The organism is Sphingopyxis fribergensis, from assembly GCF_000803645.1.
Lineage (GTDB): Bacteria > Pseudomonadota > Alphaproteobacteria > Sphingomonadales > Sphingomonadaceae > Sphingopyxis > Sphingopyxis fribergensis.
The window spans coordinates 4,768,155-4,787,279 of sequence record NZ_CP009122.1; the positions used below are offsets into that span (position 1 = coordinate 4,768,155).

General features: G+C 65.3%; 20 protein-coding genes. 12 read left to right on the top strand and 8 right to left on the bottom strand.

The window, feature by feature from the left end; all coding sequences use genetic code 11:
* Nucleotides 1-44 precede the first annotated feature (44 nt).
* Nucleotides 45-914: an ArdC family protein gene (locus SKP52_RS22360; RefSeq protein WP_017184391.1), complete on the top strand. Its 870-nt coding sequence runs from the start codon at nucleotides 45-47 to the stop codon at nucleotides 912-914.
* 3 nt (nucleotides 915-917) lie between these two features.
* On the opposite strand, the gene SKP52_RS22365 is transcribed toward SKP52_RS22360, so the two are convergent.
* Entirely contained in the window at nucleotides 918-1,334 is a 417-nt protein-coding gene (locus tag SKP52_RS22365) for a MerR family transcriptional regulator (RefSeq protein ID WP_017184392.1), read from the bottom strand.
* 74 nt (nucleotides 1,335-1,408) lie between these two features.
* Here SKP52_RS22365 and SKP52_RS22370 point away from each other — a divergent pair, with 74 nt between their 5' ends.
* The 9 genes from SKP52_RS22370 to SKP52_RS22405 all read left to right on the top strand — a co-directional run bounded on the left by SKP52_RS22370 (nucleotide 1,409) and on the right by SKP52_RS22405 (nucleotide 7,906).
* Nucleotides 1,409-1,768, top strand: a complete 360-nt coding sequence (locus SKP52_RS22370) for a hypothetical protein (protein ID WP_017184393.1) — start codon at nucleotides 1,409-1,411, stop codon at nucleotides 1,766-1,768.
* The gene (locus SKP52_RS22375; RefSeq protein WP_025549113.1) at nucleotides 1,761-1,988 is read left to right on the top strand and encodes a GDCCVxC domain-containing (seleno)protein; all 228 of its coding nucleotides are present in this window, start codon (nucleotides 1,761-1,763) and stop codon (nucleotides 1,986-1,988) included. Before SKP52_RS22370 ends, SKP52_RS22375 begins: the two co-directional genes overlap by 8 nt.
* A gap of 9 nt (nucleotides 1,989-1,997) precedes the next feature.
* Nucleotides 1,998-2,777, top strand: a complete 780-nt coding sequence (gene merB, locus SKP52_RS22380; protein WP_025549114.1) for a mercuric reductase — start codon at nucleotides 1,998-2,000, stop codon at nucleotides 2,775-2,777.
* Entirely contained in the window at nucleotides 2,759-4,105 is a 1,347-nt protein-coding gene (locus SKP52_RS22385) for a dihydrolipoyl dehydrogenase family protein (RefSeq protein WP_039574902.1), read from the top strand. The genes merB and SKP52_RS22385 overlap by 19 nt, the downstream gene beginning before the upstream one ends.
* A 335-nt stretch (nucleotides 4,106-4,440) precedes the next feature.
* Nucleotides 4,441-4,698 carry a zincin-like metallopeptidase domain-containing protein gene (locus tag SKP52_RS22390; protein ID WP_081997494.1) on the top strand — a complete coding sequence of 86 codons (258 nt, stop codon included), beginning with the start codon at nucleotides 4,441-4,443 and terminating at the stop codon, nucleotides 4,696-4,698.
* A 155-nt stretch (nucleotides 4,699-4,853) separates the two neighbouring features.
* Nucleotides 4,854-6,278 carry a ParB/RepB/Spo0J family partition protein gene (locus SKP52_RS22395; protein ID WP_321164063.1) on the top strand — a complete coding sequence of 475 codons (1,425 nt, stop codon included), beginning with the start codon at nucleotides 4,854-4,856 and terminating at the stop codon, nucleotides 6,276-6,278.
* Between the two features lie 45 nt (nucleotides 6,279-6,323).
* A complete protein-coding gene (locus tag SKP52_RS27390) occupies nucleotides 6,324-6,587 on the top strand; it encodes a hypothetical protein (RefSeq protein ID WP_321164064.1) in 264 nt (87 codons plus the stop codon).
* A gap of 157 nt (nucleotides 6,588-6,744) precedes the next feature.
* Nucleotides 6,745-7,209, top strand: coding sequence for a MucR family transcriptional regulator (locus SKP52_RS22400; protein WP_039578938.1), 465 nt, complete (start codon nucleotides 6,745-6,747; stop codon nucleotides 7,207-7,209).
* Nucleotides 7,210-7,579: 370 nt separating this feature from the next.
* Nucleotides 7,580-7,906, top strand: a complete 327-nt coding sequence (locus SKP52_RS22405; protein WP_039582154.1) for a DUF736 domain-containing protein — start codon at nucleotides 7,580-7,582, stop codon at nucleotides 7,904-7,906.
* Between the two features lie 49 nt (nucleotides 7,907-7,955).
* Here the strand turns inward: SKP52_RS22405 and SKP52_RS22410 are convergent, their stop codons facing one another.
* The 7 genes from SKP52_RS22410 to SKP52_RS22440 form a co-directional block, all read right to left on the bottom strand.
* Entirely contained in the window at nucleotides 7,956-9,266 is a 1,311-nt protein-coding gene (locus tag SKP52_RS22410) for a site-specific integrase (protein ID WP_039578942.1), read from the bottom strand.
* 409 nt (nucleotides 9,267-9,675) lie between these two features.
* Nucleotides 9,676-10,272 carry a cation transporter gene (locus SKP52_RS22415; RefSeq protein ID WP_003046522.1) on the bottom strand — a complete coding sequence of 199 codons (597 nt, stop codon included), beginning with the start codon at nucleotides 10,270-10,272 and terminating at the stop codon, nucleotides 9,676-9,678.
* A gap of 117 nt (nucleotides 10,273-10,389) precedes the next feature.
* Complete coding sequence (locus tag SKP52_RS22420) at nucleotides 10,390-13,551, bottom strand: efflux RND transporter permease subunit (protein WP_037553392.1); 3,162 nt, start codon at nucleotides 13,549-13,551, stop codon at nucleotides 10,390-10,392.
* 17 nt (nucleotides 13,552-13,568) lie between these two features.
* On the bottom strand, nucleotides 13,569-14,831 hold the full coding sequence (locus SKP52_RS22425; protein ID WP_003046516.1) for an efflux RND transporter periplasmic adaptor subunit: 1,263 nt from the start codon (nucleotides 14,829-14,831) through the stop codon (nucleotides 13,569-13,571).
* A complete protein-coding gene (locus tag SKP52_RS22430) occupies nucleotides 14,828-16,063 on the bottom strand; it encodes a TolC family protein (protein ID WP_003046513.1) in 1,236 nt (411 codons plus the stop codon). The genes SKP52_RS22425 and SKP52_RS22430 overlap by 4 nt, the downstream gene beginning before the upstream one ends.
* A gap of 65 nt (nucleotides 16,064-16,128) precedes the next feature.
* Nucleotides 16,129-16,467, bottom strand: coding sequence for a hypothetical protein (locus SKP52_RS22435; protein WP_003046510.1), 339 nt, complete (start codon nucleotides 16,465-16,467; stop codon nucleotides 16,129-16,131).
* 49 nt (nucleotides 16,468-16,516) lie between these two features.
* Nucleotides 16,517-16,921 carry a DUF3703 domain-containing protein gene (locus SKP52_RS22440; protein WP_003046507.1) on the bottom strand — a complete coding sequence of 135 codons (405 nt, stop codon included), beginning with the start codon at nucleotides 16,919-16,921 and terminating at the stop codon, nucleotides 16,517-16,519.
* A 416-nt stretch (nucleotides 16,922-17,337) separates the two neighbouring features.
* Between SKP52_RS22440 and SKP52_RS22445 the strand changes: the two genes are divergently transcribed.
* Both SKP52_RS22445 and SKP52_RS22450 read left to right on the top strand, forming a co-directional pair.
* Nucleotides 17,338-17,700 (top strand): hypothetical protein, encoded by a 363-nt coding sequence (locus SKP52_RS22445; protein WP_003046504.1) that lies wholly within the window; start codon nucleotides 17,338-17,340, stop codon nucleotides 17,698-17,700.
* A gap of 65 nt (nucleotides 17,701-17,765) precedes the next feature.
* Nucleotides 17,766-19,073, top strand: a complete 1,308-nt coding sequence (locus SKP52_RS22450) for a TolC family protein (RefSeq protein ID WP_037553274.1) — start codon at nucleotides 17,766-17,768, stop codon at nucleotides 19,071-19,073.
* The last annotated feature ends 52 nt before the right edge of the window (nucleotides 19,074-19,125 follow it).

Below are 19,125 nucleotides of genomic sequence, written 5' to 3' on the forward strand. Positions count from 1 at the left end.
CCGCCGCCGGGGATGGCCCCCGACGGGCAAGCGGAGTTCAGATCATGCCAACTCAGGTACGAGCCGACGTCTATACTCGGGTCACCGAGGCGATCCTTGCAGCGATCGAAGCCGGTACGGGCAACTGGCGCATGCCATGGCATCACAGCGGCGCCGATGTCACCCGGCCGACCAACATCGCCAGCGGCAAGCCCTATCGCGGCATCAACACGGTGTCGCTCTGGGCGGCGGCCTATGGCGGCGGCTATGCGAGCGGGGTCTGGGGCACTTATCGTCAGTGGCAGGACCGCGGCGCCCAGGTCCGCAAGGGCGAGCAGGCCAGCCTCGGCGTCCTCTGGAAGGAGATCAGCCGGCGCGACGACGAGCAGGATGACGAAGATGGCGGCAAGGGACGGCGGCTCTTCGCCCGGGCGTTCAGCCTGTTCAACGCCGATCAGGTCGACGGCTACGCGCCCGAGCCCGGGCCGGTCCTGCCCGAGAGCGAGCGCCTTGCGGCCGCCGAGGCCTTCATCGCCGCGCTCGGTATCGACACGGTCTACGGGTCGAGCAGCGCCTATTACCATCTCGGCGAAGACCGCATCTACATGCCGCACTTCGCAACCTTCCGTAGCGCGCATGGATTCTACGGCACCCATATCCACGAGTGTGCCCATGCCAGCGGCGCGGCGCATCGGCTCGACCGGGATTTCAGCGCCAGGTGGACCAAGGACGCGCTCGCGATGGAGGAAGCGACCGCCGAGCTGACCGCCTCGTTCCTGCTTGCCGACCTCGGCATCGCGCACGATCCGCGTCCCGATCATGCCGCCTATATCGCCTCCTGGCTTCAGGTGCTGAAGAACGACAGCCGCGCGATCTTCACTGCGGCCAGCAAGGCGCAGGCGGCGGCCGATTGGATGCACGCCCAGCAGCCGTGACGCTCACGCGGCCCGCACCTCGGCGCCGAGCGCATCAAGCAGCGGACAGCCCGGATCCTGACCGGCATCGCAGGCTCGCACCGAGTCTGCCAGAACCCGTTCCATCCGCCTGAGGTCCGCGATCCGCGCGCGCACATCCTGCAGATGCGACGCCGCGAGCTCGCGGACTTCGGTGCAGGAGGCCTGGCCGCCGGCCGCGAGTCCGAGCAAGGCGCGCACCTCGTCAAGGGTGAAGCCCAGCTCCCTCGCACGGCGCACGAAGCCCAGGCGAGCCACGTCCTCCCGACCGTAGCTGCGGTAACGGCCCCGCCGCGGCGGAACGGGCAGCAGCCCGATCCGCTCGTAATAGCGGATCGTCTCGATGTTGCAGCTGGTACGGCGCGAGAGTTCGCCGATCTGGATCGCGGCGGTTGCGGCCATCTTCAAAATACCTCTTGAGTCTGTAGTCGCTACAGATGGTAGGATAGCTGCATGCCCGCCACAAGGAGTCGCCCGTGACCCAGACACCAAGCCCGCCCAAGGGGATAAGTACCGCCGCGCTTACCCTGGCGGGGATCGCCGCCGCGTTCGGCGTCGCTGCCTGCTGCGCACTGCCGATCCTCTTGGCATCCGCCGGCATCGGCGCGGCCTGGCTCAGCGGCGTGGCCGTCGTCTCCGCGCCCTATCGCACGCCGCTCCTCGTGATCGGCGCATTATGCCTCGTCGCCGGCGCCGCGCTGCTATTGCGCCAGCAACTCGCCGCCATGCGCTGCGGCCCGGACGGCGTGTGCACGCCGCGCTGGACGCGCATCCTCACTCTCGCCGGCCTATTGGTCGGCGCGGCACTGCTCTGGGCGGGTTATAGCTATGTCTGACGTCGTTCCGGAGCTGCACTCGACCCTGACCTGTCCGCACTGCGGACATCAGGCGACCGAGACGATGCCGACCAACGCATGCCAGTTTTTCTATGACTGCCGGGGCTGCGGCGCGGTCCTCAAGCCCAAGCAGGGCGATTGCTGCGTCTTTTGTTCCTATGGCGACGTTCCGTGTCCGCCGATCCAGATCGAGGGCAAGGGCGCGTCCTGCTGCGGCTGAAGACAAGCCGTGACGCTTGCCACCCCCGCTGACGCTGCCCCTGAACCGACGGTTGCATTCCCCGACGGCACCGTCGTCCCGGACTGGACTGCGGTCACCGCGCCAAGCGCCCATTCGGCCCTGACAGCGCTGTTCGCGGCATTTATCGGCCGCAGGTGGCATGGCATCGACAGCACCGAGGACGAGGTGCGGCGTGCCATCCTCCGGGCCTATGTCACCCAGGGCCACGCGCCGGCGCCGGTGGAGATCGCTGCCGCGGTTGCGCTCCCGCCCGGCGACGTGGCCGCAGCGCTCCACCGGCTCGCCGGACGTGATCTCGTGGTCCTCGACGGCGACGGCCGAGTGAGCGGCGCCTATCCTTTCACCGATGCTCCCAGTGAGCATCAGGTGGAGGCCGCGGGTATCACGATGGGAGCCATGTGCGCCCTCGACGCGCTGGGGATCTGCACGATCGCACCGCACGCCAGCCTCATCCGCTCGTCATGCCGCCAATGCCGGCGCTCGCTTGCGATCCATGTCCACGACCGGGGCTGCACCTTGGGCGACGTCGTGCCCGAGGGGATTCTCGTCTGGTCCGGTCATCGCTACACCGGCGGCTGTGCAGCGTCTTCGCTCTGCACTCAGCAGGCTTTCTTCTGCCATGCCGATCATCTTGAAGCCTGGCGTATGGACGGTTCCGTGACCGCCCGCGACGGCATTCGCCTGACCCTGCGCGAGGCCCTCCAGGTCGGCCGCGCGATCTTTGCACCGATGCTCGGAGGGATATTGCCATGGCCCATTACGACCTGATCGTCATCGGCAGCGGAACAGCCGCCCAGGTCGCGATCGGCCAGGTCCGCGCCGCCGGATGGTCCGTCGCCGTCATCGACCACCGCCCGTTCGGCGGCACCTGTGCGCTACGGGGCTGCGATCCCAAGAAGATGCTGGTCAGCGGCGAAGAGGCGATCGATGCCGCCGCTCGCATGGCCGGACATGGTGTCGGCGGCGACCTGGCGATCGATTGGCCGAGCCTGATGGCGTTCAAGCGCAGCTTTACCGATCCGGTCCCCGCCAAGCAGGAACGCCGCTACGCCAAGCTGGGCGTCGACGCCTTCCACGGGCTAGCGCGCTTCGCAAGCCCGGACGCGGTCGCGGTCGACGGTCGGACGTTGCAGGCCCAGCATATCCTGATCGCAACCGGCGCGGGGCCGATCCCGCTCGGCATTCCAGGCGAGGAGCTGGTCAGCACGAGCGACGCTTTCCTCGAGCTGGAGACGCTGCCGCGCCGGATCGTGCTGATCGGCGGCGGCTATGTCGCCGCGGAGTTCTCGCATCTGGCCGCACGTGCCGGCGCCGAAGTCACGATCCTGCAGCGCGCTAGCCGGCTGCTGCCGCATTTCGATCCCGACCTGGTGGGCTGGCTCACACCGCGGTTCACGGCGCTCGGCATTCGCATCGAGACCGGCACCGCGGTCACACGGGTCGAGCGGAACGGGGACGGCCTGCAGGTGCGTGCCTCTCGCCAGGGAGCGCCGGACCTGGAGGTCGCCTGCGATCTCGTCATTCATGCTGCCGGGCGTCGTCCCGATCTCGGCAGCCTCGACCTGTCCACCGGGCAGGTCGCGGTGCAAGACGGACGACTGCAGCTCGATGCGCATCTGCGCAGCATTTCCAACCCGCGGGTCTATGCCGCCGGTGACGCCGCCGGCGTCGGGCCGCCCCTGACCCCGGTGTCGAGCCACGACGCGAAGATCGTCGCCGCGAACCTCCTGCAAGGTCCATCGCGCGAGCCCGACTATCGCGGTGTTCCGAGCGTCGCCTTCACCGTGCCGCCGATCGCCGCCGTCGGGCTTTCGGAAGAGGCGGCGCGCCGCAGCGGCCTCAAGTTCCGGGTTAACGCGGCCTCGACGCCGGACTGGTTCACCGCCCGCCGGCTCGCCGAGCCGGTCTATGGCCACAAAGTTCTGATCGACGAGCGGACGGACCTCGTCCTCGGCGCGCATCTCGTCGGGCCGAACGCCGACGAGGTGATCAACCTTTTCGGCCTGGCCATCCGCCACGGCCTCACCGCGGCCGATCTACGCTCCACCATGTTTGCCTATCCGACCGGCGCCTCGGATATCGGCTACATGCTCTAGGCGACGCCGCGCACGATCCGTCACCAGTGCTCGCCCGCGGGCGGGCGGCAGCCTGTCGCGAAAGACGATAGCGGGCTGTCGCCCGCCTGATCTGCGGACGCCGCTGACGCGGCGGCGCTACTTTTTGGGCCTCCCTTCCGACGCGGAGGTGGTCGGCGCTCCCTGCTAGGCCCGCCACGGCGGGCTGCAAGCCCCGGCTTCGCCGGGCTGCTCCATTTCATTTCGCCCCTGCGGGTGCAGCCCGCCGCTCGAACGGGCCTCTTCGGTCGCTCTCGCCGCCCACCCCCGCCTCGGGGGAGGCCGATGCGGTTTTTGGGCAGTGCTGGAGGCAGCCGATGGTTTTCTTCCTCGAACCCCGGATTGGGGCTGGACTGTCAGGATATGTCGCGGAGATGGGGAGCGCCTTCCTGTGCGCCGCACTCGGCATCGAACCGAGCGTGCGCCACGCCGATTACATCGGGTCGTGGCTGGAGGTTCTACGCGAGGACAATCGCGCGATCTTTCGCGCCGCGAGCCTCGCCAGCAAGGCCGCCGATTGGCTGCTTGCCCGCCATAACGAGGCAGCGGCGGACGAAGGGAGGGCGGCGGCATGACCTGCGCCGCGCGCGAGCTTCGCCACAACGAGCTTCCGAAACCCTGGGTCAAATGGGGCAACGGCTGACGAAGGCGGCGCGTTTCGCCGTCAACCATAGTCGGTCCCGCCACGCTTCAAGACACAACGGAACCGACGCTCACAAGGAGCAAGACCATGAAACTCGACTTTATCGACCTTGGCAAGCTTTCGATCAGCAAAGCCAATATGCGCTACGCCAAAAAGGCGCCCGATGTGTCGGACATTTTGCCGACCGTTCGCGCGCGCGGCGTTCTCGTTCCCCTGATCGTGCGGCCCAATTGCGCCGAAGGCGCTTATGAGATCGTCGCGGGCGCGCGGCGCTTCACCGCCGCGTGTGTGGTCGCGGGCGAAAAGGGCGAAGCCGAGCCGCTGCCATGCGCCATTCTCGAAGAGGGCGACGATGCCGCCGCGCTCGAAGCCTCGCTGATCGAGAATGTCGCGCGGCGCGATGCCGACGAGGTGACCCAATGGGAAACCTATACGCGGTTAGTGAAGGAAGGCCGCAGCGTTGCCGACCTTGCCGACACGTTCGGAATGCCCGAGCCGATGGTCAAGCGCATCCTCGCACTCGGCAATCTGCTCCCGCGCATCCGTTCGCTCTACGCCAAGGAGAAGATCAGTTCGGGCACGGTCCGGCATCTGACGATGGCATCGAAAGGCCAACAGCGCGCATGGCTGGCGCTGTTCGACGATCCGCAGACCTATTGTCCGCAGGGAAATCAGCTCAAAGGCTGGCTGTTCGGCGGCGGCGCGATCAAGGTTGAACATGCGTTGTTCGATGTCGAGACGAGCGGATTGGCGATCATCGCCGACCTGTTCGGCGACGAGCGTTATTTCAGCGACAGCGATGCCTTTTGGACCGCGCAGCTTGCTGCAATTGAAGAACGCCGGGCGCGATTTCTGGACGAGGGATGGAGCGACATCGTTGTCCTGCCCAAGGGCGAGTATTTCCGCAGTTGGGAATTTCGCCAAGCGTCCAAGCGCAAGGGCGGGCGCATCTATATCGAAGTTCGCGACACCGGCGAGATCGACATTCACGAAGGCTACGTCACCGCCAAGGAAGCGGCGCAGCTCGACAAGGGGGAAAAGATCGAGGCCACGCCCAAGACGGCTCGCCCCGAACTGACCGCGCGGATGCAAACTTATGTCGACCTGCATCGCCACGCTGCCGTGCGCGCGGCGCTGACCGGCCATCCCGCCGTCGCGCTGCGCTTGATGGTCGCCCATGCCGTCGCGGGATCGCCGCTCTGGAATGTGAAAATCGAACCGCAGTCGGCGAAAGACGACGATGTTCGCGAGAGCATCGAGGTCAGCCGCGCCGAGACGGTTTTCGACGAGAAGCGGCGCGCCGTGCTCGCGCTGCTTGGGTTCGACGCCGAGGAACCGAGCGTGACCGGCGGCAATCCGATGCCGCTCGCGGCGCTGTTCCAGCGGCTGCTCGACCTTCCCGACCGCGCTGTTATGGACGTGATCGCCACTGTGATCGGCGAGACTTTGTTCGCGGGAAGCGCCGCAGTCGAGGCGGTGGGTCTTCATATCGGGCTCGATATGGCGACATAGTGGAGCGCCGACGACGCTTTCTTTGAAGGCCTTCGCGACCGCGAGGTGCTGACCGCGCTGGTCGCCGAGGTTGGCGGGGCCGAGGTTGCCGCCGCCAATGCCAAGGAGAAGGGCGCGACTTTGAAGGCCATCGTCCGCGACCATCTGCACGGCACTAATGGCCGGACCAAGGTCGAGGGCTGGGTGCCGAAATGGATAGCCTTCCCGCCCGCCGCCTACACGGCGCGCGGCGGGGTTGGGACCGTGACGGCGCATGGCGAACTGACTGTGCCGGAGGCCGAGGACCGGCCGCAGCGCGAAGCCGCGTGACGGCTGTGGGCGGCGGCGAGAGCCGCCGCCCATTCTATCCTGTAAAAATCGCGCGCCGCGCGCCCTGAGGGCGCACGGCGCGATGCCCCATCGGTCAAATAGTCGTGGCCGGACGGTAACGCAGGCGATAGGGCGTGGGTCGAAGAGGAGATGACCGATGGCCGAAGACACTCAGCATATGCTGCTCACGCTCACCGCCGATATTGTCGCGGCGCATGTCTCGAACAACGCCGTCGGCCTCGCCGATCTTCCCGACCTGATCGCGCGCGTTCATGGCGCGCTGGCGGGCCTGGGTTCGCCGGTCGCCGAGCCGGTCGAGGAGCAGAAACCGGCGGTCTCGATCCGAGCCTCGATCAAGCCCGACTACATCGTCTGTCTCGAGGACGGCAAGAAGCTCAAAATGATGCGCCGTCATTTGATGACCGCTTATGGCATGACGCCGGACGACTATCGCGCGAAGTGGAATCTGCCGAAAGACTATCCGATGGTCGCGCCGAACTATGCCGAAACCCGGCGAGCACTCGCCAAGTCGATCGGCCTCGGCACCAAGGGACGCGGCGGCGGCCGCAAGCCCGCAGTCAAGGCGCCTGTGCGGCGTGGTCGCGCAAAAGCGGGCGCCTGACGGGAACCCCTGTCTTACGGCGCCCCTAACCCGTCGGCGTCCGACAATCCTCGCATCGGTCTCGCGATAGCCGACCGCGCCAGCCTGTCTCATTTGCGGCTCGCGAACCCCTGCCCTTCACGGCCTCTTCGAAAGGCTTGATGACCGAAACCGGCTGCGCCTCTGCCGCTCCGGGCCGCAATGGCAGGTTCGCCTTTTTTCCCCTGCCGGCGGCAAGCGCCGTCATTCCTCGCGAAACAAAAAAGGGCGCCCCTTGCCGTCCTCCAGCTTCGCTTGCGGGCCTTCGGCTGCGGCCGCGGCAGTCCCGGTCATGTCCCAAGCCATCGAGGCCATGAAGGGCATGGTCTCGGAGCAAGGAAAGGACATCAACATGGCTACCATCGGAACTTTCAAGAAGACCGCCAACGGCGAATATGTCGGCGACATCGTGACACTCAGCGTTCAGGCCAAGGGGGTTCGCATCGTCCCCGATCAGAACCCGCCCAGCGAGAATGCGCCCACGCACCGGGTTTTCGTCGGCAGCGCCGAAGTTGGTGCCGCCTGGGCCAAACAGTCGAACGAGGGCCGCGCCTATCTCGGGATCAAGCTCGATGATCCGAGCTTCAGCGCTCCGATCTACGCGAACCTCTTCGACGATGAAGGCGGCGAGACTTTCAGCCTGATCTGGTCGCGTTCCAATCGCCGGACCGGCGACTGACCGACCAGCGAAAATCCCGTCCGGTGCGCCGGGCGGGCTTCTCCGAAAATCAGGCGGGGATCGTTTCCATCGCCTGCTTTGGTAGAGGGCGGCCCAATGCTTCGGCAAGAGGGCCGGTTACACGATCGGCCGCCAGCCGTGCCGGATCATGAGAGATATGAGCGTAGATCGCTGTGGAACGTGCATTCGCATGCCCGAGAAGCGATCCAACCATCAGCAGGGCCTCGCCCGCAGACGCGGCCGCGCTACCGAGAGTGTGGCGGAGAACGTGAGGCGTCACGCCGGGAAGCGCCGCCTTCTTGATTGCAGCCTGCCACACCGTCTTCGTGCCTTGGTAGAATCCGTCGCCACGCTCAGCCGGGAAGACATAGCCTTCGGCCTCTTCGGGTTTCAAAGCTTCGAGTAGCGCTATGGCTGCGGCGCCGAGCGGGCGGACGCTTCTGCCGGTTTTCGTGTCATCGAAAACGAGCAAGCCGCGATCAAAATCGACTTCCGGCCATTTCAGGCCGGCGATTTCGTTTCGGCGGCAGCCGGACAACGCCCAGAGCCGGGCAATATTCACTGCCTTGGCGTTTACGCCTTGGGCCTCCAACGCATTGAGAGCTTCGCCTAGCCGCTTCACCTCTTCTATAGAGAGAAAGCGCGTGCGCTTATTGTCCGTCTTTCGGACGCTTGCGTCTTCGACCGGATTATGGGTGACCCGTGTCTTCCTCTTATGCGTCTTTAGGAAGGAATAGACCGCGGACAGGTCGCGCACGACCTTCCGCGCGGCGCCTTCGCCGCCGCGGACGATAACGCGCTTACGCTTGCCGGTTTCGGGATCGACGATCCACTCGTCGCGCGCGGTCTTTCCGGCGCTCACATCTCGCACGAATGTGGTGATGTCGCCCTCGTCGATTTCGGTGATCCGCCTTTTGCCCAGCAGCCGGACGACGTGATGGCGCAGGCGGGCGAGAGTATAGTCCTTCGTCATGGGTTTCATCGGCTCGCCCTGCCGAACGCCGCGCTGCACGAAGCAGCCTTCCTGCTCGTAGAAATCGATAGCCTGCGCCACGGTCATTTCGGCGCGCTTCGTAATGCGCTCACCGCTGGGATCTTCGCCTAGGCGCACACGCGCCAGAGCAATTTCGGCGGCCTTGCGTGCGTCTGCAGCGGGCGTCTCGGGATAGGTTCCGATCGTATACCAGCGCACGGCGGCGGTCCGGCCGCCTTCGCCTACGCGATACTTCACTGCCCACGACTTCGCGCCAGCGGGGGTCACCCGCAGGGCGAACCCGGTCAGCTCGGAATCCCAGATGGTGTACCGCGCGGATTTCGGCTCAGCGACGTCCGCGACAGTCTTGGAAAGTTTGGTCTTCATGACCGAACTTATAGCATGATTCTGCCTTCTGGGCTACCACCGGGCTACCACCGAGCGAATATTCGTCGCTGTCTGCCGCTGGCCGTTTTTGCAAAAAATGGCGAAATACTGGGAGTTTAGAAGCCGACCGCAATCAACGGCAAACAGCCAAAAACGCATTTTTGCAACCTTGCCAAGGTTGGGGTCGAGGGTTCGAATCCCTTCGCCCGCTCCAGTTTTCCTAACAATTTCAGACACTTACGCCGAATGGCGGCGTAATACGCGTCGTTACGTGGGCTCGATTTTTGCCTCGCGTAATAAGGACGTAATATGATGGGAGCGAGCTGTCGGGTGCCTCTAGGGCAGGATCGGCGACGTTGTTCGCAGAGGTCCGAACATTCTTCCGCCGATCCGACACGCCTCACATGCTCTAATCTTTCTGCTGTTTGGCCTCTTGGCGGGCGTCGCGAAGGATTTCGATGCCGCCCTTGATCGCGATCAGCGCAGTCGCAAATCCAACCAGAAGGTCCGGCCAGTTCGTACCGAGCCACCAGACGAGGACACCCGCGATCAGGATGCCGCCGTTCGAGATGAAGTCGTTGTAGCTGAAGGTTGTCGCGGCTCTGAGGTTGACGTCCGGATCCTGAATGCGCTGCAAGAGCTTCAGACAAGCATAGTTCACCACCGCAGCGACGGCCGACATGATCATCATTGTCGGACCGATCGGTTCGCTGCCTTCGAAATAGCGCCGTCCTACATCGAACAGGACGCCGGCCGCGAAGACCAGCAGCATGACACCCGATGCCGTGGCAGCACGGGTTTTCCATTTCAGGCCGTGGCTGAGCGCAACGAGGCTCAAGGCATAGACCGCGGCGTCGGACAGATTGTCGAGCCCATTGGCGATGAGCGCGCTCGAATCGCCGAGCCCGCCGGTTACGAGGAAGGCGATCGCGATAGCCGAGTTCAGGACGAGAACGATCTGGAGCGTTCGCTTTTCGCGTTCGCTCCCGGATGCTTTTTCATTCATTGCAAGCTCCTCAATCCTCACCATCCCTAAAAGGAGGCGGAACCCGCTTGGGTTCCGCCCCAGTCAGCACTCTCGGTTGCCGCCGACAGGGGGGAATGGCGGCCATCCGGGAGTGTCTCAGCCTTCGGGGCTGGGGACGCTGCTCGGGCGCGCCAGCTCTTCCTCTTCGGCCTTCGCGGTCCGTCGATGGACCAGGAGGTACAGGGCCGGCAGCACGAGCAAAGTCAGGATCGTCGACGAGATGATCCCGCCGATGACGACAGTTGCCAGCGGCCGCTGCACCTCGGACCCAGCCCCGACATTGAGCGCCATCGGTACGAACCCGAGCGACGCCACCAGCGCCGTCATCATCACCGGTCTGAGGCGGGTCAGCGCGCCTTCGCGGATCGCCTCGACGAGCGCTTTTCCGCGTTCGCGCAGATCCTTGATGAAGGATAGCATCACCACGCCGTTCAGCACCGCGACCCCGGACAAAGCGATGAAGCCGACGCCCGCCGAGATCGATAACGGAATGTCGCGCAGCGCCAGCGCCGCGACCCCGCCCGTCAGCGCCAGAGGCACGCCCGAGAAGACGATCGCAGCATCGCGCACCGTGCCGAACAGCATGAACAGCAGCCCGAAGATCAGCAGCAGCACCAGCGGCACGACGATCTGGAGGCGCTCGGTCGCGGACTGAAGCTGCTCGAATGTGCCGCCATATTCGATGTAGTAACCATCGGGCAGCACGACCTCAGCTTCGACCTTTTGCGTGAGCTCGTCGATGAACGAGCCCAGATCGCGCCCACGAACATTCGCCGTGATCACCGCGCGGCGCTTGCCATTTTCGCGGCTGATCTGGTTCGGCCCCGCCGCGAGCGATATCTCCGCCAGCTCCGAAAGCGGCACGAAGCCGCCGGCCGGAAGTGCAACGGGGAGATTGCCGAGCGACGCGAGATCGGTGCGAATGGCCTCGGGAAGCCGGACGATGACGTCGAAGCGGCGGTCACCCTCGAAAAGCTCGCCGGCCTGACGGCCGCCGGTCGCTGTCGAAACCGCATCCTGCACCGTTTCCATGCTGACACCGTAGCGCGCGAGCTTGTCGCGATCGGGCGTGACCGAGAGCATCGGCAGGCCGGTGACCTGTTCGAGCTTCACGTCCTGCGCGCCCGCAATCCCGCCCGCGACTTCCTCGATCGCCTGCCCCGATTCGAGCAATTGATCGAGGTCGTCGCCGAACAACTTGATCGCCACGTCGGCGCGAACGCCGGCGATCAGCTCGTTCATGCGCATCTTCACCGGCTGGGTGAACTCATAATTGTTCCCTGGCACCTCGTTCGCCGCCTTGTTGAGTTCGGCAACGAGCTGGTCGCGCGTCTTTCTCGGATTGGGCCATTCCTTCCGGTCCTTGAGCATGATGAAATTATCGGCGACCGACGGGGGCATCGGATCGGTCGCTACCTCGGGAGTGCCGATCTTCGCGAACACCCGCTCGACTTCGGGGAACTGCCTGATCCTCTTCTCCAGCGCCTCCTGCATCGCGATCGACTGGGTGAGGCTCGTCCCCGGAATGCGCATCGCGTGCATCGCGATATCGCCTTCGTCGAGGTCCGGGATGAACTCGGACCCGAGACTGGTCGCCGCCACGCCGCTCAGCGCGACAAGCGCCAAAGCACCAGCCAGCGCAGCCTTCGGCCAATTGAGGACGCGGTCGAGCATCGGGCGGTAGCCCTTGCCGAGCCCGCGCATCAGCCAATTTTCCTTTTCTTCGACCTTGCCGGTCACGAACAGCGCCACCGCGGCCGGAACCAGGGTGAGCGACAGCAGCAGAGCGGCGGTAAGCGCGAGGACGACGGTGATCGCCATCGGATGGAAGGTTTTGCCCTCGACGCCCTCGAGCGCGAAGATCGGCAGATAGACTGCGGTGATGATAATAATGCCGAAGATGCTCGGCTTGATCACTTCTGCGCTTGCGGAAGCGACTAGGCCGAAGCGCTCGTCGCGGTCGAGCAGGCGTCCGAGCCTGTGCTGAGCCTCGCCGAGCCGGCGGAGGCAGTTCTCGACGATGATGACGGCCCCGTCGACGATGAGGCCGAAGTCGAGCGCCCCGAGGCTCATGAGGTTTGCCGATGTCCGCGTCTGGAGCATGCCCGTCAGCGTCATCAGCATCGCGACCGGAATGACCGCCGCCGTGATCAGCGCGGCCCGGAAATTGCCGAGCAGCAGGAACAGGATCACGATGACGAGCAGCGCGCCCTCGGCGAGATTCTTCTGCACCGTCGAAATCGTCCGCTCGACGAGCGCGGTGCGATCGTAGAGCGGCTTGGCAACGACACCCTTCGGCAACGCACGCGAGGCTTCGACGAGGCGTTCGGCCGAGGCCTGCGCCACCACGCGCGGATTCTCGCCGATCAGCATCGAGACCGTCGCGAGGACGACTTCCTTGCCATTTTCGGTTGCGGCGCCTGTGCGGAGCCCCGAGCCGATCGCGACATCGGCGACGTCGGCGATCCGGATCGGAACCCCGCCGCGGGTGGTGACGATGATCTGCGACAGGTCACGCTCATTATTGGCCTGACCCGGCACGCGGATCAGAATCTGTTCGCCGCTGCGCTCGACATAACCGGCCCCGCGGTTGGCATTATTGGCCTCGAGTGCGGTGACGACATCGTTGAGCGAGAGATTGAGCGAGGCGAGCGAGGCCGGGTTGGGTGTCACATGATATTGGCGGGCATAGCCGCCGATCGTGTTGATCTCGGCGACCCCCGGAATCGTGCGCATCTGCGGCCGGATGACCCAATCGGACATCGTCCGGAGGTCTTCCGCCGTATAAGGCGTGCCGTCGGGTTTTCGCGCGCCCGGTTCGGCCTCGATCGAGAACATGAAGATTTCGCCGAGGCCCGTCGAGATCGGGCCCATTTCGGGCTCCATCCCGGGCGGAAGCTGGCCGCGCGCGGCCTGGAGCCGCTCGTTGACCTGCTGGCGCGCGAAATAGATGTCGGTCCCGTCCTCGAAGACGACAGTGACCTGGCTCAGGCCATAGCGCGAGATCGACCTGGTATAGTTGAGGTTCGGGATGCCCGCGATCGCGGTCTCGATCGGATAGGTGATGCGCTGCTCGGACTCGAGCGGCGAATAGCCTTCCGCCTTGGTGTTGATCTGGACCTGGACGTTGGTGATGTCGGGAACGGCGTCGATGGGCAATTTGGTCGCGCTCCACGCGCCGATCGCGCAGAGGAGCGCGACCACCGCGAGGACGAGCCATCGTTGCCGGATCGAAAAGCCTATGGTTCTGGCTAGCATGTTATCCTGCTCCCCGATCAATGGTCGTGGCCCGCGCCGGACTTTTCGATGTCGGCGCGAACGAGGAAACTGCCCTTGGTGACATAGGCGGTGCCGGGCTTGATGCCCGACAGGACCTCGGTCCATTCGGGCGACGAACGGCCGAGCTTCAGCATCCGGACCTCATAGTCCTGCCCGAAATTGGCATAGACCACCTTGAAGTCGCGGAAGGGCTGGATCGCCTCGGTGCGCACGGCAAGCGGCACGGTGACGGGGTTGACCATCACGCGGCCGCGCAAGGCCATGCCAGGGCGGAGCGTTCCCGAGCGGTTCGGGATGGTCGCGCGGATGAGCGCAGTGCCCGCCTCGACATTGCCGTCGGGCAGGAACTGCCCGAGCGGCGCGGTCGCGATTTCGGCGCCGTCCTGCGTCTCCACCGTCACCCGCATGCCCGGACGTATGATCGCGAGGTCGCGGGGGAAGATGTTGAAGACGACCGTGGTCTGCGCCGGGTCGGTGACCACATAGAGTGCGCGCCCGTCGGTGACGTCGCCGGGGTTGGCGTTGCGCTCGGCGATCACGCCGCCGACCGTCGCATATACCGGATAGACCTGGAGGCTCTCGCTCGACTCGATGCGCGCGAGCAGTTCCCCACGGCGGACGCTGTCGCCCACCGCCTTGGTCACCGAGACGACGCGGCCGGGGAACTGGCCGCGAATTTCGGAGCGGGCGGTCGGCGACAGTTGGACGGTGCCGTAGAGTTCGCGCATTTCGCCCACCGTCGCCGGTCCGACGACCGCGGTTTCGATGCCTCCGGCCTTGGCGGCGTCAGCCCCGATCCGCGTGCGCCCTTCGGGGTTCGCATATTTCCAAACGTGCCGCTTGCCGCCCGTCACCGCGACAACCTCGACGTCGAAGCTGTGCGGTTCGGTGACGACACCTTGCCCTGCGAGGAATTTGCCCTGCGGGCGGAAGGTGAAGCGATCGACGTCGCCGCCAAGCCGCGTGAGGGTGATGGCGAGCTGGACATCCTTCGGGTCGACCGGTTTGCCGTCCCGCGTTGCGAAAACGCGGAATTGCGGCTCGGTGCCATTCTCGAAGATTATGACCTCGACCGCGAAATCGCCATTCTTGAGCAATTTGCCACCGTTCGGGCCTTTGGCATCTTCCTCGCCTTCGCCCTCAGCGTGGCTTTCGCCTTCTTCATGCTTGTCTTCGCCCTCGGCTCCGCCACCGCAGGCAGCGAGAGGCACAGCAAGGAACAGCGCCGCAGCCGCGGCGGGAAATGGAAACTTCTTCATGGAATATTCTCCGCAAGGGGAGCCGCATCGAAGCGGCCGGTCAGGCGATCGATCTCCGCGAGCAAATCGCGGTAGCGTGTCATGGCCTCGGCCCACTGACCCTGGATCTGGATGATGACGTCGGCGGCATCCTGTACGTCGGCGAACAGGAACCCGCCGCGGGCATAGCCTTCGCGCACCTGGCCGAGCGTCTTCACCGCCTTGGGATAGACGTCGTTCATGATGCCCTCGGCCCGGACGCGTGCGGCGTCGGCATCGGCGCGCAGCGACGCGAGGCGCCGCAGCCGCTCGAGCCGGCTCGCTTCGGATTGGAACTCGAGCTGCCGCCGTTCGGCCTGCGCCCGGGCGATATTGCCCTGGTTGCGGTCGAACCGTCCGAGCGGGATCGAGATGCCGCCAAGAACGGCGACATCATTGGTCTCGCGAAGAAAGCGCGTGCCGCCCGAGACCGTATAGTCCTGGTGCGCACGGCTCTGCTCGACGACGACCTGCGCGCGGGCCCGGTCGACGGCGGCGTCGAAGACCGCCGCGTCGGCTTCGGCGAGCGGCGGATCGCGCGGATCGGGTTTCTCGATCCCCTCGGCGATAACGAGGCTGTCAGGCGTGCCGCCCCAGAAGGAGGTGAGCAATGCGCGTGCGGACTGCCGCTTCGCCTGGGCTTCCTTCAGGGCCAGTTCGGCTTCGAGAATGCGGGCATCGGCGCGCGTCTCGACGAAGAGCGGATCCTTGTAGCCGCGCACGCGCCTGATCGCTTCGGTCCGCATCTCCTTTTCAAGTTTGACGCGATCCTCTGCGATCCAGACCATCTGCTCGGCGATCTGGACGTCGATATAGGCGCGCTGCACTTCCTGGGCGATGTCGAGCCGGACGAGCCGCCACTGCGCCTCGGCGAGAACGACACCGCGCTCGGCAAGCGCCATTCGCGCCTCGCGCTTGCCCCCGCGTTCGAGCGGCTGCGAATAGGTGACGGTGAGTTCCGATTGCCGGAACAGGCCATAGCCGCCCGTCCCGACGCCATTGTCCATGTCGACCGACACGGTCGGATTGGGACGGACGCGGGCTTGCAGCTGGTCGGCGCGCGCGGCGTCGACCCCCGCTTCGCCCGCTCTAAGCTCGGGCGATGCAGCGATGGCCCGCTCGACCGCCTGGTCGAGCGTTAGCGGCTGGGCCCAAACGGACCCCGCCAGCAGCGCAGCCCCGGCCAACAGGGCGGCGCGCATATGGATATGCATGAATGATCACTCCTGAACGATTCGACTGAGCGCAGGCCGAAAAGGGGCCGCGCGGCAGGCGGCGTTCAGGCGAGGGGAGGGTTCAGGGGCGGTGCGAGCGCGCGCGAAGCGAGGCGCGTCGCGGGCAACGCAAAGTGCAGGCCGCCGGAAAAACAGGACAGATCGTCATGACCCGAAAGGGCCTGATCGGATGCGACCGGGCAATTATGGTGACTGCCGTGGAGGTCGGCGTCCTGCTGACCTTTTTGCGTGTCCTTGTCCGACGCATGGCCCGGCTCGACATGGTGCGAAAGATGCGAATCCGTCGCATGGTGCGTCATGCCCGCCATCGCCGGCGCAGCATTGTGGAGCCCGCTGAGCAGCAGGATGAACACAAGCAACAGGCGAAGGGTAGCGCCGGACATGGTCGCGCCCCTAACAGCGAATGACCCGTTCCGGAAGTCCAAAACCGGATCAATCGGTTCGCGCAGCGCGGCTCTCCGTCGACCGGGCCGTTTCGATCAGCGCTTCGAGGGCCTGCGGCATCGGCATCGGCTCGAAGGCGCTCACCCGCGCGCGACCATTATTCCCTGCGGGGAGGCGGCCGGTCAGCGAACCGAGCGGGACGAGCAGGAACCGCATTGCCTGACCGGTAGCTTCACGGGCATCGCCGAGCTCGATCGCATAGCGAAACATGTGCCAGTGGGAGGCGAGATGCGCGCCCATATAGGGCTGGCTCAATATATGTTCCCATTCCAGCGCCTGCCACGCAGCGGCTTCATCTCCGATTCGGCGTGATTCGCAAAACAGGCGATATTGCTCGCGCAGCAGCGGCTCGATGACGGCCATGCTCACGGGATTTACTGTCGGCGGCACCATCCTCTTTCCCCCTTTTTTGTGCAGGGCAGGCTCTTGCACCCTGTAGTAGATACAGGGTCAAGCCCTGATGTTCCGGCAGGACGCTGTGCCGCTCTGCGTCCGATTTACCCCCTCGTCTCACGGGAAGCATATCGCTCGAATGTCGTCCCGAACAAAGGAGGCGGGAGCCAATAGCGAAGCGATAGAAATAAGAGTGAAAGACAATTGTAGAATTATTGTGCTTAACGCGTGATTGTTCGGCCGATATCCTGTTTCTTGAGGCGCATCTGCAACTATAGAGGGGCAAGGTGCACTGCTCTCTTACCTCCATGAGATAAAATTACGGAGCCGGTTCGGGGGTTCGAAGAGTGCCGCCGAAGTTGATTGAAAATCTTCTACTTTTCACCGCGCCGTTTCGATGCTAGGGGCCGGTTTCAATGCGACGGGTGATCCTCTTCCTCCTGACCCTTCTCCTTGCATCCGGAACGGTTGCGGGGTCGCTCGCACATGCGACCGAGGATCGGGCCGAGGCGAGCCTTTTCGTTGCTGTGATCGAAGCCGGCTGCGTTCCCGCACCGGCGATCGAAGGCGCCGAAGTCGACAAGAAAAAATCCTCTCCCGGCGAAAAGCAGCAGGTGCCTGCCGCCGCTCATGGCTGCCACGGTCACCATTCGGGCGTCCCGGCGGAATCGCTGTCGGCAGCGACCGAAACGCCTGCCCCTGAAGCGCATACGCGCATCCTGACGGCCGCCTTGCCGCCCGTCGCCTATATCGGGACGTTCCGCCCTCCAATCGCCTGACGCTCTAGGTCTGCGCGTGCCCTTCGCGTGCGCTTCTCCCTGGAAACGTCAGGAGTCTCCTTTTCATGAAATCCATAGTTGTCGCCGCGAGTCTCGTGGCGCTCGTTGCAGGCTCAAATTCCGCGCCCGCCGCTGCCCAGTCGGCAGCGACGGAGCTGGTGGGACCGCCTTCTTCCGCAGGCGAGGCCGTGCGTACCGGCCCGCTTCCCGCTCGATTGTCCCTCGCGCAGGCGATGGAGGAAGCCGACGCGCGCTCGCCGCGCGTGGTTGCCGCCGAAGCCGAAGTGGAGGCCGCTCGCGGTCGCCAGCGTCAGGCGGGCTATCGCTACAATCCGACGCTCAATGTCGATGTCGAGAATTTCGCAGGCACCGGCCCCTACTCGGGCCTGAACGGTCTCGAAACGACCGTGTCGGTCAATCAGCGTCTCGATATCGGGGGCCGGCGCCGGTCGCGCATGACGCTCGCCGACGCCGAGTTTCTGGCCGCGAAGTACAAGTTGGAGATTGCACGCGCAGATCTTGCGCTCGATGTCCGCAACCAGTTCGCGACCGCTCTCGCGGCCCGCGATAGCCTCGCGCTCGCACGCGAAAATGAAGCGCGTGCCCGCGAACTCGTCCGCGTGGCACAGGCCATGGTCGATACCGGCAACGAGCCGCCGCTCCGTGCGTTCCGCGCCAATGCGGCTCTCGTTCAGGCCACCGCCGAGCTACGCACGGCCGAGGCCGAAGAAAGGACCGCCCGGCGTTCGCTCGCGGCGCTCCTTGGAAGCTCGGTCCCGCCTGCCGAGTTGATGGAAGGCGATATGTGGGTGGCACCGGAGACGGTGGACTCGCTCGCGACGCTCGACGTTCGCTTGGCAGAAACCGAGAAGCTGATTGCTGAAGCGCGGCTCCAGGGGCAGCGCGCCGATGGCCGGCTCGATCCGTCGGTCGGCTTCGGGGTGCGTCAGCTTCGCGACACCGGCGATCGCGCATTGATCGCCAATGTTTCCGTGCCGCTCCCCGTCTTCGACCGCAACCGCGGCAACATCTCGGCAGCCAAATCCGATGTCGCCGCCGCCATTGCGCGGCGCGAGAATGCAGTGGTCAATGCTCAGGCGGAGATCGCCAATGCGCAGGCCGAACTCGAAGCCGCAGAGGCCCGCCTCGCGGCGCTTGAGGGTAGCGGCATCGAGCAGGCGCGCGAAGGTGTCCGGCTCGCCGAACTCAGCTACCGCGCCGGCAAGTCCTCGCTCGTCGAATATATCGACGCGCAGCAGGCCTATGCGGCAACGCAGGCCGAACTGATCGCGGCGCGCCAGGCCCGGGCCGAAGCCCGCGCCATCCTATCGCGCCAGGCAGCCGCCGACGGCGATGCGGATCATCAGCCATGAGCGCGCCGAGCCTTCCAGTGGACGGAGGCGCCTTCGCCATCGTCCTTCCAAG